The 14054-nt window shown below is 74.0% G+C and carries 15 protein-coding genes, 1 tRNA gene and 2 pseudogenes; 14 read left to right on the forward strand and 4 right to left on the reverse strand.

The features are described 5' to 3' along the window. Positions 1-2 precede the first annotated feature (2 nt). Positions 3-266, forward strand: a complete 264-nt coding sequence (locus E3Z34_RS03015) for a hypothetical protein (RefSeq protein ID WP_134772410.1) — start codon at positions 3-5, stop codon at positions 264-266. A 113-nt stretch (positions 267-379) separates the two neighbouring features. On the opposite strand, the gene mscL is transcribed toward E3Z34_RS03015, so the two are convergent. Then, entirely contained in the window at positions 380-790 is a 411-nt protein-coding gene (gene mscL, locus E3Z34_RS03020) for a large conductance mechanosensitive channel protein MscL (RefSeq protein WP_134772411.1), read from the reverse strand. A 149-nt stretch (positions 791-939) separates the two neighbouring features. Then, positions 940-1590, reverse strand: coding sequence for an SAF domain-containing protein (locus tag E3Z34_RS03025; RefSeq protein ID WP_134772412.1), 651 nt, complete (start codon positions 1588-1590; stop codon positions 940-942). A 114-nt stretch (positions 1591-1704) separates the two neighbouring features. Between E3Z34_RS03025 and E3Z34_RS19645 the strand changes: the two genes are divergently transcribed. Then, positions 1705-1878: a hypothetical protein gene (locus E3Z34_RS19645; RefSeq protein WP_338043771.1), complete on the forward strand. Its 174-nt coding sequence runs from the start codon at positions 1705-1707 to the stop codon at positions 1876-1878. A 62-nt stretch (positions 1879-1940) separates the two neighbouring features. Here the strand turns inward: E3Z34_RS19645 and E3Z34_RS19650 are convergent. Then, positions 1941-2189: pseudogene (locus E3Z34_RS19650) on the reverse strand (FmdB family zinc ribbon protein); the annotation flags it as partial. Here E3Z34_RS19650 and E3Z34_RS03035 point away from each other — a divergent pair. Continuing rightward, the gene (locus E3Z34_RS03035; RefSeq protein ID WP_134772414.1) at positions 2093-4786 is read left to right on the forward strand and encodes a penicillin acylase family protein; all 2694 of its coding nucleotides are present in this window, start codon (positions 2093-2095) and stop codon (positions 4784-4786) included. The pseudogene E3Z34_RS19650 and the gene E3Z34_RS03035 sit on opposite strands and share 97 nt — an antisense overlap. Positions 4787-4816: 30 nt before the next feature. On the opposite strand, the gene E3Z34_RS03040 is transcribed toward E3Z34_RS03035, so the two are convergent. After that, positions 4817-5461, reverse strand: coding sequence for a 5-formyltetrahydrofolate cyclo-ligase (locus tag E3Z34_RS03040; protein WP_134772415.1), 645 nt, complete (start codon positions 5459-5461; stop codon positions 4817-4819). A 68-nt stretch (positions 5462-5529) separates the two neighbouring features. On the opposite strand from E3Z34_RS03040, the pseudogene E3Z34_RS20070 reads away from it, so the two are divergent. From E3Z34_RS20070 to E3Z34_RS03090, 11 genes and pseudogenes are all read left to right on the forward strand, one after another. Next, positions 5530-6417, forward strand: a pseudogene (locus E3Z34_RS20070) (molybdopterin molybdotransferase MoeA); the annotation flags it as partial. A gap of 152 nt (positions 6418-6569) precedes the next feature. Beyond that, positions 6570-6830, forward strand: a complete 261-nt coding sequence (locus tag E3Z34_RS18110; RefSeq protein ID WP_202977011.1) for a hypothetical protein — start codon at positions 6570-6572, stop codon at positions 6828-6830. Between the two features lie 47 nt (positions 6831-6877). Continuing rightward, a complete protein-coding gene (moaC, locus tag E3Z34_RS03050) occupies positions 6878-7309 on the forward strand; it encodes a cyclic pyranopterin monophosphate synthase MoaC (RefSeq protein ID WP_134774715.1) in 432 nt (143 codons plus the stop codon). Continuing rightward, a complete protein-coding gene (locus E3Z34_RS03055; protein ID WP_134772416.1) occupies positions 7306-7935 on the forward strand; it encodes a GNAT family N-acetyltransferase in 630 nt (209 codons plus the stop codon). Before moaC ends, E3Z34_RS03055 begins: the two co-directional genes overlap by 4 nt. 84 nt (positions 7936-8019) lie before the next feature. Further along, entirely contained in the window at positions 8020-9006 is a 987-nt protein-coding gene (locus E3Z34_RS03060) for a hypothetical protein (RefSeq protein ID WP_134772417.1), read from the forward strand. A 50-nt stretch (positions 9007-9056) separates the two neighbouring features. Beyond that, positions 9057-9129: transfer RNA gene (locus E3Z34_RS03065), tRNA-Ala, on the forward strand. 130 nt (positions 9130-9259) lie between these two features. Further along, the gene (locus E3Z34_RS03070; RefSeq protein ID WP_476703873.1) at positions 9260-10282 is read left to right on the forward strand and encodes an ornithine carbamoyltransferase; all 1023 of its coding nucleotides are present in this window, start codon (positions 9260-9262) and stop codon (positions 10280-10282) included. Beyond that, complete coding sequence (locus E3Z34_RS03075; RefSeq protein WP_134772418.1) at positions 10279-10806, forward strand: PH domain-containing protein; 528 nt, start codon at positions 10279-10281, stop codon at positions 10804-10806. The genes E3Z34_RS03070 and E3Z34_RS03075 overlap by 4 nt, the downstream gene beginning before the upstream one ends. Next, entirely contained in the window at positions 10803-12443 is a 1641-nt protein-coding gene (locus E3Z34_RS03080) for a PH domain-containing protein (protein WP_134772419.1), read from the forward strand. Before E3Z34_RS03075 ends, E3Z34_RS03080 begins: the two co-directional genes overlap by 4 nt. An 8-nt stretch (positions 12444-12451) precedes the next feature. Then, positions 12452-12811, forward strand: a complete 360-nt coding sequence (locus tag E3Z34_RS03085; RefSeq protein WP_134772420.1) for a tetratricopeptide repeat protein — start codon at positions 12452-12454, stop codon at positions 12809-12811. A gap of 4 nt (positions 12812-12815) precedes the next feature. After that, positions 12816-13991 (forward strand): hypothetical protein, encoded by a 1176-nt coding sequence (locus tag E3Z34_RS03090; RefSeq protein WP_238695327.1) that lies wholly within the window; start codon positions 12816-12818, stop codon positions 13989-13991. The last annotated feature ends 63 nt before the right edge of the window (positions 13992-14054 follow it).

Below are 14054 nucleotides of genomic sequence, written 5' to 3' on the forward strand. Positions count from 1 at the left end.
CCATGAGCACGACGAGGCCCCGGCGCCCCGGCGCCGACGAGCCCTGCGCGGCGTCGGAGTCCGGCGTCGCGGGGAGCGGCAGGGCACGCCGCCGCCACCGCAGGGTCGTCGCCCCACCCACCAGCCCGGTCGCCGACGAGTCCGACGACCTGCCGGCCGGGGCGGCGCCGGATCGTCCGGCCGAGCGGGCGTCTCGGCGTCCCGAGGACCGGGAGGACCCGCACGATGCGTGGATCCGTGCCCAGCGTCCTCCCCACTGGGACTAGGAGGACCCGCGGCCCCCGCCGCGCAGGTGACGCCGGGACGCAGGAAGCCCCCCGGCACGGGGTGCCGGGGGGCTTCCTGCGTGGCGGGCATCAGCCCGCGGGGACCGGAGGGGTCAGAGGGTCGTGGTGCCGCGCTGGCTCAGCAGGTCGCGGATCTCACGCAGCGTGGCCAGCTCGTCGGAGACGGGCTCCGGCTCGTCCTCCAGGCCGAGGCGGGCCTTGCGGTGCTCGTTGTACTTGTTCATCGGGACGACCAGCACGAAGTAGACGACGGCGGCGGTGAGCAGGAAGACGATGAGGGCGTTGATGATCGCGGCGAAGTCGAGGTAGGTCGCCTCGTTGCCCGAGATGATCTCGAAGCCCAGCCCGCTGGCCTCGGCCCCGCCGACGGAGTTGAGCAGGGGGGTGACGATGCTGGAGACCATGGTGTCGACGACCGCGGCGAAGGCGGAGCCGATGACGACGGCGACCGCCAGGTCGACGACGTTGCCGCGCATGATGAATTCCTTGAAGCCCTGAAGCATGGTGTGTCCTTTCTGTCCGGGCGCAGCACGACGGCGCTCGAAGAGTGGTGTGGGGCCCGGCGTCCGCACAGACCGTCGGCCAGCGTAGCGGCAGGGGCGCCCGGAGGAAACTTGTCGCCCGAACCGGTACGCGTCGTCGGTGCGAGATGTCAACCGCCCGTGGGGGAGACGCGGAGGCTGACCTGCAGGGATGCCCCGACCGGGTCGGCGCCACGGGCGGCGGCCAGGGCGACGGCGTCCGGCCCGTCCACCGCCACCCACAGTCCCGGGCGCTCGCTCGTCACGAGCCGCAGGACCACCGCTGACGGGACGACCACGGACCCGTCGACCGGGGAGTGGACGTCCACGGTGTCGCCCGGGGAGAGCGCCGCGGCGACGGCCGGCTCACCCAGCGGCAGGTAGACGGCGGCGCTGCCCTCCGGCAGCCCGTCCAGCAGGGCCGAGGTGCGCAGGTCCGACGGCACGACCGCCCGGCCGGCGACGAGGGGCACCGCGGTCGTGCGCCCGAGCGTGGACGCCGGGTCCCTGAGCGCGTCCGCGGGGAGGGCACGGAGCGGCAGGTGCTGCACCGTGAGGTCTCCCGGGGTGAGCGTGGCACCCACCGGCACGTCCCGGGCAGCCACGAGCGCGGTCACGTCCTCGGGGTCGGGCCGTCCGAGCGCCGCGTGGACCGTCAGGGCGACGGCCGTCGCCGCGAGCACCGCGGCCAGCACCCGCCGCCACCGTGCGGAGGACAGCGGGGGCAAACGGCCGGCGAGCCGTGGGGTCGGCCGCCGACGACCCGGGGAGGAGCGCGACATACCTCGACGCTAGGGGCGCCGCAGGCCCGCGGGCAGGGGTCAGGCGGCGCCTGTGGAGGAGCGGGAGGCCGAGGTCGAGGATGTGGGGAGGAGGACCCCGTCGACCCGGTCGAGGTGGATCCCGACGTGCCGGAGGACCCGCCCGCAGGGGCGCCCCCCGAGCCGGAGGCTGAGTCGGAGCCGGAGGATACCGACCCCGACCCGCCGGACCCCGACCCGCCGGACGCCGCGGACGTCCCGCCCGGGACGGCACTGCCGGACCCCGAGCCCCGGGAGTCGGTCCGGTAGAAGCCGGACCCCTTGAAGACCACGCCGACCGCGGAGAAGATCTTGCGGAGGGAGCCGCTGCACTCAGGACACCGGGTCAGCGCGTCGTCGGTGAACGCCTGCTGGATGTCGAAGGCGTGACCGCAGTCCTTGCACGCGTACGAATAGGTGGGCACGGCAGGAGATTCTACGTGGCCTCCGGGGTCCCCCCGTCCGCGTGACCTAGTCTGGTCACGTGTCCCGACCCCTGTGGCAGCGTCTGGCCGTGCCGCTCGTGGCGATCCTCGTGGTGGTCCTCGTGGCCTCGGCCGTCGTCGGCGTCGGTCTGACACGCAGGGCCCTCCCGCAGACCAGCGGCGAGGTCGAGGTGCCGGGGCTCGACGCCTCCGTCGAGGTCGTGCGCGACGAGCGGGGGGTTCCCCACATCTACGCCGACACGCCTCGGGACCTCTTCCGCGGGCAGGGGTACGTCGCGGCGCAGGAGCGGTTCTTCCAGATGGATCTGCGGCGCCACGTCGTCAGCGGCCGGCTCGCCGAGCTCGTCGGCCCGAGCGGGGTGGAGACCGACAAGGTCATCCGCACCCTCGGCTGGCGCAGGGTGGCCGAGCAGGAGCTCGCCCTGCTCTCCCCGCAGGCGCGCACCTACCTCCAGGCCTACGCGGCGGGGGTCAACGCCTACCTCGACGAGCGCGGCGGGGCCTCCACGCTCGGGTTCGAGTACCTCGTGCTCGCCCAGAGCGCGCCCGGCTACCAGGTGCGTCCCTGGGACGAGGTGGACTCCCTGGCCTGGCTGAAGGCGATGGCCTGGGACCTGCGCGGCAACTACACCGACGAGCTCGCCCGCGGGCGTCTGGTCGGTCAGGTCTCCCTCCAGCAGCTGGGCGGTCTCTACCCGCCCTACCCCGCCGACGAGCACCCTCCGATCCTCAGCCGCGACGAGTGGTCCCCGCCGCGGGCGGTCCCAAGGCCCCCGGCGGACGCGCGCGGTGGCACCGACGGGCCGGTCGCCGCCCCCCCGCCGGGAGGGGCGGACGATCCGGCGGACGTCGGACGGCTCGGTGAGCCCGGCCCACCCTCCCCGCCGGCCGGCAGCCTGACTCATTCCTGGTTGGCGGGCGCCGGGGACGACGCCCTGGGCCGCACCGAGGCGGCGTTCGCGGCGGTGCCGACCCTGGTCGGCCGGGGGGAGGGCATCGGCTCGAACTCCTGGGTCGTGTCGGGGGAGCACACGAGCACGGGTATGCCGCTGCTCGCCAACGACCCCCACCTCGCCCTGTCGCAGCCCAGCGTGTGGATGCAGGCGGGCCTGCACTGCCGGGAGGTGGGGCCGGAGTGCCCCTTCGACGTCAGCGGGTTCACCTTCGCCGGTCTACCCGGGGTCGTCATCGGTCACAACCAGTCCGTGGCCTGGGCCTTCACCAACATGGACCCCGACGTCACCGACTTCTACCTCGAGGACACCGAGGGGAACACCGTGCGCCGGGGCGACACCTTCGAGCCGCTGGAGGTGCGCACCGAGACGATCCGCGTCGCCGGCGGTGACGACGTGGAGCTCACCGTGCGCGAGTCCTCGCACGGCCCGATCGTCTCCGACGTGATCGAGACCATCGGGCTGATGGGCAACCAGGCGCCCCTGGACGGGGTGCGCACCTCGCGGCGGCTCGAGGTCGCCCTGGCCTGGACCGGGCTGGAGCCCGCCACCACCGCCGAGGCCATCTTCCTGCTCAACGCCGCCACCGGCTGGGAGGACTTCCGCGAGGCGGCCCGGCACTTCGCCGTCCCGGCCCAGAACCTGCTCTACGCCGACGTCGAGGGCAACATCGGCTACCAGGCCCCGGGTCTGGTGCCCGTCCGGGAGTCGGCCACGCACGACACCCCGCCCGGGTTCTACCCCGCGCCGGGCTGGGAGGAGCGCTACGCCTGGCAGGGGTGGGTCGACTTCGATGCCCTGCCCCACGTGCTCAACCCGGACGACGGCCTCATCGTCGCCGCCAACCAGGCCGTCACCGCCGGGTCCCGGCCCTTCCTCACCAGCGAGAGCGACAAGGGCTACCGCGCCACCCGCATCCTGGAGCTCCTGCAGGAGGGGATGGAGCAGGGCCCGCTCACGGTGCAGGACATGAGTCGGATCCAGCTCGACGACACCAGTGCCTTCGCGCCCGAGCTGCTTCCCTACCTGCTGGCCGTCGACCTCCCGGGGGACTTCTACACCCAGGCTCAGGACCTGCTGCGGACCTGGGACGGCAGCGCGCCCGCCTCCGGGGAGGGGTCGGCGGCCGCGGCCTACTTCTACGCCACGTTCAGCAACCTGCTCGAGGCCGTCTTCGACGACGAGCTTCCCCCGGACCTGGGCGCCACCGGCAACTCGCGGTCCATGCTCATCGTCGAGGACCTGCTCTCCGACCCCGACAGCGTCTGGTGGGACGACAAGCGCACCCCCGGGGTCGTGGAGTCCCGTGACGAGGTGCTCCGGTCGGCCCTCGTGGAGGCCCGCCTCGACCTCACCCGGGTGATCTCGAAGGACCCGGCGGGCTGGACGTGGGGCGACCTGCACCAGGTGACCCTGGAGCACGAGGTCCTGGGCGGGGAGGACATCCCCGGTGTGGTGCGGTCCATGGTCAACAGCCCCACGCTGCCGGCCCCCGGCTCCAGCGCGATGGTCAACGCCTTCAACTGGGACGCGAGCACGGGGTCCTTCACCGTCACCTCCGGCCCCTCCATGCGGATGGTCGTGGACCTGGCCGACCTGGACGCCTCCACGTGGGTGGACCACACGGGGGTCTCGGGGCACCCCTTCGCCCCCGGCTACGGGGACCAGACGCAGGCGTGGCTGGCGGGCGAGACCTTCCCCTGGGCCTTCACCCGGGGAGCCGTCGAGGAGGCCGCGGTGGACCGCCTCGTGCTGGTCCCCGGTCCCTCCGGCGGCTGACCGCCGGCGCCGACGCCGGCGACACCCGACCTACCGCACGGGGGTCGGCAGCACCCCCGAGGTGGGGCGCAGCACTGCGTCGACCACGGTGTCGTGGTCGTCGGCCGGCAGGTCGTCGACCACCTCGTGGTCGTGCAGCACGAGAACGACGGGCACGCCGCCGGCCAGGGGCTGCACCCGGGGCAGGGTCGTGTCGTAGTACCCCCCTCCCTGCCCGAGCCGGACCCCCTCGCGGGTCACCGCCAGACCGGGCACGAAGGCCAGGTCCACGTCGCGCCAGGCCTCCGGCCCCAGCCGGGTGCGTGACGGGTCGCTCAGGTCGGCCCAGTCCAGGTCGGGCCGGGCCAGGGTCACCGGCACCAGGACCTGCACGCCGGCGCCCAGCAGCGCGTCCGTGAGGCCGTCGACCGGCGGCTCGGTGCGCATCGGCTCGAAGGCGGTGACCGTCATCCCCGCCACCCCGGGCCGTCCCAGGCGCGCGGCGTGGGCCTGCAGGTGGGCCAGCCCCGCCTCCCCGAGGCGGCGCGCCTGCTCGGAGCGGGTCCGCCCGTCCCAGCCGGCCACCAGCTCGCGGCGGGCCGCGCGGACGAGGGAGCGCCAGGTCGCCTTGTCGGCGACGACGTCCCCCGTGGGCCGGTAGGCGGGCAGGGTCGGCGGGGGCTGGGTGCCTGTCACCTCGCCATTGTGACCTGCCCGACTACGCTGGTGCCGTCCGTCCGTGCCCGCTCTCCGGAAGGCCGCCGATGATCACCGTCGAGGAGCACCTCGAGAAGATCCTGGGTCAGATCAGACCCGTCGCCACCGTCACCGTGCCGGTGACCCGCTCCGTCGGGCTGGTGACCAGCGGCGACGTGCACGGCCGGGCCGACCTGCCGAGGTTCGACAACTCCTCGATGGACGGGTATGCCGTGCGCCGGGACGACCTGGCCGGGGCGGGGCCCGAGACCCCGGTCGTGCTGGTGGTGTCGGGTGACGTCGCGGCGGGCGACCCGCTCCCGCGCGAGCACGTGCCCGGCCAGGCGTGGCGGATCATGACCGGCGCCCCCATGCCGGTCGGGGCCGACGCGGTGGTGCGGGTGGAGGACACCGACGGCCACCCCCGCGAGGCGCAGTTCCGCGTGCAGCCCGAGGAGGGGGCCCACGTCCGCCGGGCGGGTGAGGACCTGCGTGCGGGGGACGTGGTCGTGCCGAGCGGCACCCGGATCGGTCCCGGTCAGCTGGCGGCGATGGTGTCGGCCGGCGTGGAGGAGGTCGAGGTGGTCGGGCCCGTCCGGGTGGCGATCCTGTCCACCGGTGACGAGCTCGTCGCACCGGGGGAGCACGTGGGCCCCGGGCAGATCGTCGACTCCAACGGGCCGATGCTCGAGGCGCTGGTGCGTGAGGCCGGGGGTCAGGTGGTCTACGTGGGGCACCTGCGCGACGACGAGAAGGACACGCAGCGGCAGATCGAGCACCATCTGCGCTCGGCCGACCTCATCCTCACCTCCGGCGGGGTCAGCAAGGGGGAGTACGACATCGTCAAGAAGGTGCTCTCCGGCCAGGGCTCGATGACGTTCGTCGAGGTCGCCATGCAGCCGGGCAAGCCCCAGGGGTTCGGGGTGCTCGGCAAGGGGGTGCCGCTCTTCGCGCTCCCGGGCAACCCGGTGAGCGTGCTCGTGAGCTTCGAGGTCTTCGTGCGCCCGGCCCTGGAGCGACGCGGCGGACGTCGCACCAGCACCCGGACGGCACGGGGCTACGCCACGGAGAGCTGGCGCAGCTCCCCGGCCGGCAGACCTACACGCGGGTGCGGCTCAGCCGGGACACGACCACCGAGTATGCCGTCACCCCCGCGGGCGGCGCGGGCTCCCACCTGCTCGGCGGGCTGGCCATGGCCGACGCGCTCGCCGTCTCCCCGGCGGACGTGGAGCAGGTCGAGGCGGGCTCGGAGGTCGAGCTCCTCCTCCTGCGTCCCCGCGGCGAGATCGACGGCCGGCTGGACGAGGAGGAGGAGCGGGCCGAGCGGGAGGCGGCCTCCGGCGGGACGGACGGCGAGGCGGACCGGTGACCCGTCCCGACGGTCTCACCCACCTCCGGGCCGACGGCACGGCCCACATGGTGGACGTGAGCGGGAAGCAGGTGACGGCCCGCAGCGCCAGCGCGCGGGGCCGGGTGCTGCTGGGGCCACGGGCGCTGGCGGCGCTGCGCGAGGGCACCGTCCCCAAGGGCGACGCCCTCGGCGTGGCACGGATCGCCGGGATCCAGGCGGCCAAGCGCACGCCCGACCTGGTGCCCCTGTGCCATCCCGTCGCGGTGCACGCCGTCGAGGTCGACCTGGAGGTCGTGGACGACGGGGTCGAGATCGCGGCCACCGTGCGCACCGCCGACCGCACGGGCATCGAGATGGAGGCCCTGACGTGCGTGAGCGTCGCCGCGCTGACGCTGGTCGACATGGTCAAGGCGGTGGACCGCCTGGCGGTCATCACCGACGTACGGGTCACCGCCAAGTCCGGCGGGCGCTCGGGCGACTGGGTGCGCGAGGAGTGACCTGGCGCTGGCCCGCCCAGGTGAGGCACGTCCGGCCCGACGGACGGCTGCTCACCCTGCGCCCGCTGACCCGGGGTGACCGGGTCGAGTGGGAGGGCGTCCGCTCCCGCAACGCCGACTGGCTGCGCCCCTGGGAGTCCACCCTCCCCGGGCCCCCCGCCCACCCGCTGACCTACCCCCAGCTGCGCCGCGGCCTGGACCGGGCGGCGCGGGAGGGTCAGGCGCTCCCTCTGGTCATCGACGTGGACGGCCGGATCGCCGGGCAGGTGCAGCTCTTCGACGTGCTCTGGGGGGCCCGCCGGTCGGCGACGGCCGGCTACTGGCTGGCGCGGGAGGCGACCGGCCAGGGGTTCGCCACGTGGGCGCTCGCCGCGCTGGTCGACCACGCGCTGCTGGCCGCCGGGCTGCACCGGGTCGAGGTGTCGATCCGCCCGGAGAACGCCGCGTCCCTGCGCGTCGTGGAACGGCTGGGCCTGCCGGAGGAGGGCCGGCAGCGGGGGTTCATGCACGTGGACGGAGCCTGGCGCGACCACCGCCTCTTCGCGGTCCTCGCCGAGGACCTCGGACCGCAGGGTTTCGCCAACGGTGGCCTGGTGCGACGCCTGCGCGAGGACCCCGCGGGCTGACGTCTCACTCGTCACAGCAGAAACTTGCGCGACACTCGCGCCGCCTCCCCGATTCCGGTGAACCTCCGCCCTAGCGTGAGGGCCGTGCCCCCGGTGAGCAGCCTGATCTTCGTCGTCATCCTGGCGGTGTGGGCTGTCTACCTCGTCCAGCACTGGGTCCGGCGACGGGACCACCTGGCGACCGCCCGCTCGGTCGACCGGTTCTCCGAGTCGATGCGGGTCCTCGAGCGCCGGCGCGCGCTGCCCCGGCCGGACGTGGTCGAGCACGCACCGCCCGCCCCCTCCGTCCTCCTGCGTCCCGCCCGCCCCGAGGTCGTCGTGAAGCGAGGTTCGGGCGCCGCCCCGGCGCCCGCGCACACGGTCGCGACCGCCGTCGGCCCGACCTCCACCTTCCGTCGGGCGCAGCTCCTCGCCCGCGCCCGGGCCGCGGGACTGCTCCTGGGCTCGGTCGTCATGCTCGCCCTCGTCGGGCTCACCATCGCCCAGGTGCTGCACTGGGGCTGGTCGTTCGCCGGGCTGGCCATCCTCGCGGTCACCGTCGCCGCGATCCGCTGGTCGGTCTCCCGCAACCGCACGGCCCGCCGCCCTGCCGCCCGCCGTCCGGCAACCCGCCGGCCTGCCGCCTCCCGTCCTGCCGCGCGCCGGCCTGCCGCCCGCCGTCCGGCTGCGGCCCCCCGCCGTCCCGTCGTCGCACCCGGCACGGCAGCCTCCCCCCTCGCGGCCCAGGCCCGGGCCACCGTGTCCGTCCACGCCACGCCCGCCCGTCGGGCCGTGGACCTCGACCGGCGCCCGGCCCCCGTCCTCTACGACATCGACGAGGTGGAGACCGCGCTCTCGGCCACCGCACCCTCGTCGACCTCCGGGGCCGACCAGGTCGGGGACGTCGTCGCGGACGTCCAGGACGTTGCCGGCGGCACCTGGAGCCCGGTCCCGGTGCCGCCCCCCACCTACACGCTCAAGGCCCGCGCCCACCGTGCACCGACCGGCTCGGAGCAGCTGCCGCTGGACGGCACGGAGATGGCGCTGGACGAGGAGTTCGAGGAGCTGCCCAGCGTCGATCGCGTGGGCTGAGCGCTTTTTCTCCCGCCGGTCTCCCGGTGTATAGTGGACAGCCGCACCACGGGGCTGTGGCGCAGTTGGTAGCGCGTCTCGTTCGCAATGAGAAGGCCAGGGGTTCGAATCCCCTCAGCTCCACACCGCCAGGGCCGGTCCGTCGATCTCGACGGGCCGGCCCTTCGTCGTCGCCGGGGTGCGGGTCGGGCCGTCGGGCTCGACTAGGCTCGGGTCTCCGACGGGGCGGCGCACCCCATACCCTGCGCCCGAGGTGAGAGGAGAGGACGCCATGGCCGTCAACCTGCGGGGACGCAGCCTGCTGTCGCTGGTGGAGGAGACGCCCAAGGAGATCCGCTACCTGCTCGACCTGGCCCACGACCTCAAGCGGGCCAAGTACGCCCGGCAGGAGCGGCAGCTGCTGCGCGGCCGCTCGGTGGCCCTCGTCTTCGAGAAGACCTCCACCCGCACCCGTGCCGCCTTCGAGGTGGCGGCGGCCGACCAGGGCGCCAGCACGACCTTCCTCGACCCGAGCAGCACCCAGATCGGGCACAAGGAGTCGATCAAGGACACCGCACGGGTGCTGGGCCGGATGTACGACGCGATCCAGTACCGCGGCTCCAGCCAGGCCAAGGTCGAGCAGCTGGCCGAGCACGCCGGTGTGCCGGTCTACAACGGGCTGACCGACGAGTGGCACCCCACCCAGATGCTCGCCGACGCGCTGACGATGGCCGAGCACACCCACAAGCACCGGCACGAGATCGCCTACGCCTACCTCGGTGACGCCCGCAACAACATGGGCCACTCCCTGCTGCTCCTGGGCGCGAAGCTGGGCATGGACGTGCGGATCGGTGCGCCGGAGGGGCTCCAGCCCGCCGACGACGTCGTGCGGCTGTGCGAGGAGATCGCCGCGGGGACCGGTGCCCGGCTCACGGTCACGGCCGACCCGGTCGAGGCCGTCCGCGGCGTCGACTTCGTCCACACCGACGTGTGGGTGTCCATGGGGGAGCCGGTGGCGGCCTGGGACGAGCGCATCAAGCTGCTCCTGCCCTACCAGGTCAACGCCGAGCTCATGGCCGCCACCGACAACCCCGGGGTCAAGTTCATGCACTGCCTGCCGGCCTTCCACGACACCGACACCAGCGTCGGCCAGGAGCTCATGGGCAAGCACCCCGAGCTCGCGGGCGGGCTCGAGGTCACCGACGAGGTCTTCGAGTCGGTGTCCAGCATCGTCTTCGACCAGGCCGAGAACCGGCTGCACACCATCAAGGCGCTCCTGGTCGCCACGCTCGCATGAGCGTGGTCCAGGGGGAGGTGCCCGCGGTCGGTGACGGCCCCCATCTGCGCGAGCCCGCGCACCGGGTGAACCCCCGGGCGGTGCGCTACTGGGTCGTCAACAGCCTGCTCGGCGGGGTCATCACCTGGGGGGTGCTCTTCGCGATCTACTGGTTCGTGCCCGACTCGTGGAAGGTGTGGCTGGGGCCGGTCTTCCTGCTCATCATGGCCGCCAACGTCGTCGAGGTGATGGTCGAGCCGCTCATCCGCTACCGCCGCACCCGCTGGGAGGTCACCGGCGAGCGGGTCTTCTCGCAGACCGGCTGGCTCTCCCGGGACCAGCGGATCGCCCCGCTGTCGCGGGTGCAGACCGTGGACACGCACCGCGGGGCGATCATGCGGCTCTTCCGGCTGGCCGACGTCACCGTGACCACGGCGTCGGCGGCCGGCCCCATCACCCTGCCCTGCCTCGACACCGACCTCGCCGACCGGGTCACCGCCGACCTGGCCCGCATCACCGGGCAGACCACCGGCGACGCCACGTGAGCACCCCCGCCGACCTCCCCCCTCCGTCCGGACCGCCGGTGGTGCCGGCCGTCCCGGGTATGCCGCCGCCCCCGGGTCCGCCGGTGGGGGCACCCGACCAGGGTGGCCCGGTCGTGGCCGACGAGGAGTGGCGACGGCTGAGCGGGCGGATGCTGCTGGTCCACCCGGTCCGGACCCTGTGGTCCATGGCCTTCCCCCTCCTCATCGCCATGTTCGGTCTCGTGCGGGGGGAGGACCGCGGCTGGCTGTGGATCGCCGTGGCCGGCGGTGCGCTGGCGCTCGTCGCCGGGGTGATGACCTGGTTCATCACCCGCTACCGCTTCACGCCCGACCAGCTCCAGCTGCGCACCGGGCTGCTGAGCCGCCGCGTGCTGACGGCCCCGCTGGACCGGATCCGCAGCGTGGACATCGAGTCCAGCCCGGTGCACCGGGTGCTGGGGCTGGCCAAGGTCAAGGTCGGCACGGGGGTGGACAGCAAGCAGATCGAGCTGGACGGTCTGACCCACGAGCAGGCCGCCCACCTGCGGGTCGACCTGCTGCGACGGTCCGGGGCCGCGACCGCGGTGGACGCCGCCACCGGGCCGGCGGCCACCGCCGCCGCGTCGGTCGAGGGGCCTGCGGCGACGCCGGTCCCCGGGGACCGCGAGCTGGCACGCATCGACTGGGGCTGGCTGCGCTACGCCCCGTTCAGCCTGTCGAGCCTGGTGGTCGTCGCGGGTGCGGTCGGTGTCCTCTCGCAGTTCGGGGACGAGCTGCCGGTGGACGAGGTCACCGTGGCGCAGGACGCCTGGGCGTGGGTCGTCGCCCAGGCGGTCCTCGTGCTCGCCGCCGGGCTCACCCTGGTCGTGGTCCTCGGGTGGGTGCTCGTGTCCACCGCCTCCTACGTGCTGACCTGGTGGAACCTGCGCCTGGTGCGGGAGGGGACCGGCAACATCCGGGTCACCCACGGCCTGCTGACCACGCGCTCGCAGACGATCGAGCGGGCCAAGGTGCGTGGCGTGCGGATGGGTGAGCCCTTCCTGCTCCGCTTCGTCCGGGGGGCCGAGCTGTCCGCGATGGCGACCGGGGTCGGGACGGGCGGCACGGTGAAGGTCCTGCCGCCGGCCCCCCGGTCGGTCGTCCAGGACGTGGGGCACGAGCTGCTGGAGGAGGACGGACCACTCACGATGGACCTGCGCGGGCACGGGCCGAAGGCCCGACGTCGCACCCACGTGAGCCGCCAGTGGGGCACCCTCGTCCTCGCCCTGCTCGTGGCCGCGCCGACCTACCTGGTGGACGTGTGGTGGTTCGCCGACTGGCCGTGGTGGACCCCGCTCGCGGTGCTGGCCGTCGTCGGCGCCCTCAACGCGCTCGTCGCGGAGAGCGCCTGGCGCAACCTGGGCCACGGTCTGACCGACCGGCACCTCGTCGTCCAGACCGGCGCCGTCGTGCGGACCCGCGAGGTGCTGGAGCGTGCGGGCATCATCGGGTGGGTGGTGCACCAGGGCTTCTTCCAGCGCAGGCTCGGGCTGGCGGACCTCACCGCCACGACGGCCGCAGGTCGGGAGCAGGTCGTGGCGCCCAACATCCCGCTGCCCATGGCCGTCGAGCTCGCCCGGGCCACCACGCCGGGAATGCTGGACGAGCTGGCGGTGTAGTGCTAGCCATGGGCGACCTCGAGAACATCATCGGGCTGCCGGACGACGCGGACCTCGACGACCACGCCCGCTACGACCGGGCCACCTTCGCCTTCGAGACCAAGGACTACGCACGGGCGGCGGGCCTGCTCGAGCCCCTCGTGCGGTCCGCGCCCGGCAACGCCGAGATCTCCCTCCTGCTCGCGCGCAGCTACTACCACGCCGCCCGGCTCGGACCCGCCGAGCAGCTGCTCCTCGAGATGGTCGAGCGCTGGCCGACCGACGCCTACGCCCACCTGTTGCTCGCCCGCACCCTGCAGCGGGCGGGCCGTGCGGAGGAGGGTGCGCGTCACCTCAAGATGGCCGAGGCCATGGGCCTGGACGGCTGAGGACGTGCCACGCACGATGTTCCACCACCAGCCCGAGCTGCGGTGGTCGATGGAGCACCTGGCCGAGGAGGCCCTCACCCGGTGCGGGGTCGAGCTGGACCCACGGGGCTTCCTCGTCGGGATCCCCGAGGGTGACACGTCCCTGCCCGTGCTCATCGAGCCCCGGCGCCGGGCCTTCGCGCTCGACCAGGTGACCGGCGTCCTCGACGACATCGAGACCCGCCTCCGGCGCCGGATGGGCGAGCTGGAGGACGTCCCCGCCGAGCTGGAGGAGCAGGAGCACTACCGGCTGGCAGTGCTGGAGGGGTGCCGCCGCGACGCGGTCGTCGACGCCCTCCACCAGGCCGCCCGCTTCACCGACCGGACCGTCCGGGTCGGGATGAGCGTCGTCGTCGGCAGCTACCGCATCTTCCCGGTGCTCGCCGTCCTCACCGAGGCGTGGGAGGACCTGGAGACCCTGCGGATCTCCGAGGTGGACGGGCTGTCCGTGCCCACGACCTTCCCCGAGGCGGTCGTCATGGACGTGCTCCGCGCCGCCTCGCGGGAGCTGGACCGCACCAACCCCTCCTCCCTGCTGGGCGTGGACGCCGGCGCCGTCCTGCGCTCGGCGGCCGACACCTTCGTCAACGGGGTGCTGGCCCGGACCGGGTCGACGTCGGCGCACGGGCTCCGTGACGCCCTGGACGCGGTCGCGGGTCAGACCTACGAGGGCCGCGCCTCCCTGGGCAGCATGGTGCTGGCCAGCCGGGAGCACCCGTGCGTCGAGCTGGACGTGGCCTTCACCCAGGACGTGCCCGTCTCCATCGTCCGCTCCTTCCGCAAGGTGCTGGAGATGTCCCGGACGGGTATGCAGCTCGTCTCCGACGGGCGTGACGTCTACGGCCTGGGCGTCGTGGCGGACGACTACGACCCGGCCACCGAGGAGGTCTTCCGGGTCCGGCTGGCCGGCAACGGCTCGTGGGAGCTGTGGCACGGCCGGCACGCCCTGCTCCGGGTGGACCAGGGGCAGCCCTCGCTGCCGCAGGACCAGATCGACGACGACTCCTTCCTCGAGACCTTCACCCGGGTCTTCCCCGACGCCACGCCGCGGGACCGCGAGGCGGTCTGGAGCCTCGCCCAGGCCTGCACCGACCAGCGCTACGGCACGATGCTGGTCGTGCACCCGGACGCCCGCGCCTAGGGCGAGCGGCTGCTGCCCCAGGGCCAGCTGATCGAGGCCACCCGGCTGGGCCGGCGCGCGCTG

Source organism: Ornithinimicrobium flavum, assembly GCF_004526345.1.
GTDB lineage: Bacteria > Actinomycetota > Actinomycetes > Actinomycetales > Dermatophilaceae > Ornithinicoccus > Ornithinicoccus flavus.

Excerpts from the sequence above, each read along its gene's own strand:
- E3Z34_RS03015 (WP_134772410.1), top strand. The coding sequence starts at position 3 with ATGAGCACGACGAGGCCCCGGCGCCCCGGCGCCGACGAGCCCTGCGCG.
- mscL (WP_134772411.1), bottom strand. The coding sequence starts at position 790 with ATGCTTCAGGGCTTCAAGGAATTCATCATGCGCGGCAACGTCGTCGAC.
- E3Z34_RS03025 (WP_134772412.1), bottom strand. The coding sequence starts at position 1,590 with ATGTCGCGCTCCTCCCCGGGTCGTCGGCGGCCGACCCCACGGCTCGCC.
- moaC (WP_134774715.1), top strand. The coding sequence starts at position 6,878 with ATGGTGGACGTGAGCGGGAAGCAGGTGACGGCCCGCAGCGCCAGCGCG.
- E3Z34_RS03075 (WP_134772418.1), top strand. The coding sequence starts at position 10,279 with ATGAGCGTGGTCCAGGGGGAGGTGCCCGCGGTCGGTGACGGCCCCCAT.
- E3Z34_RS03085 (WP_134772420.1), top strand. The coding sequence starts at position 12,452 with ATGGGCGACCTCGAGAACATCATCGGGCTGCCGGACGACGCGGACCTC.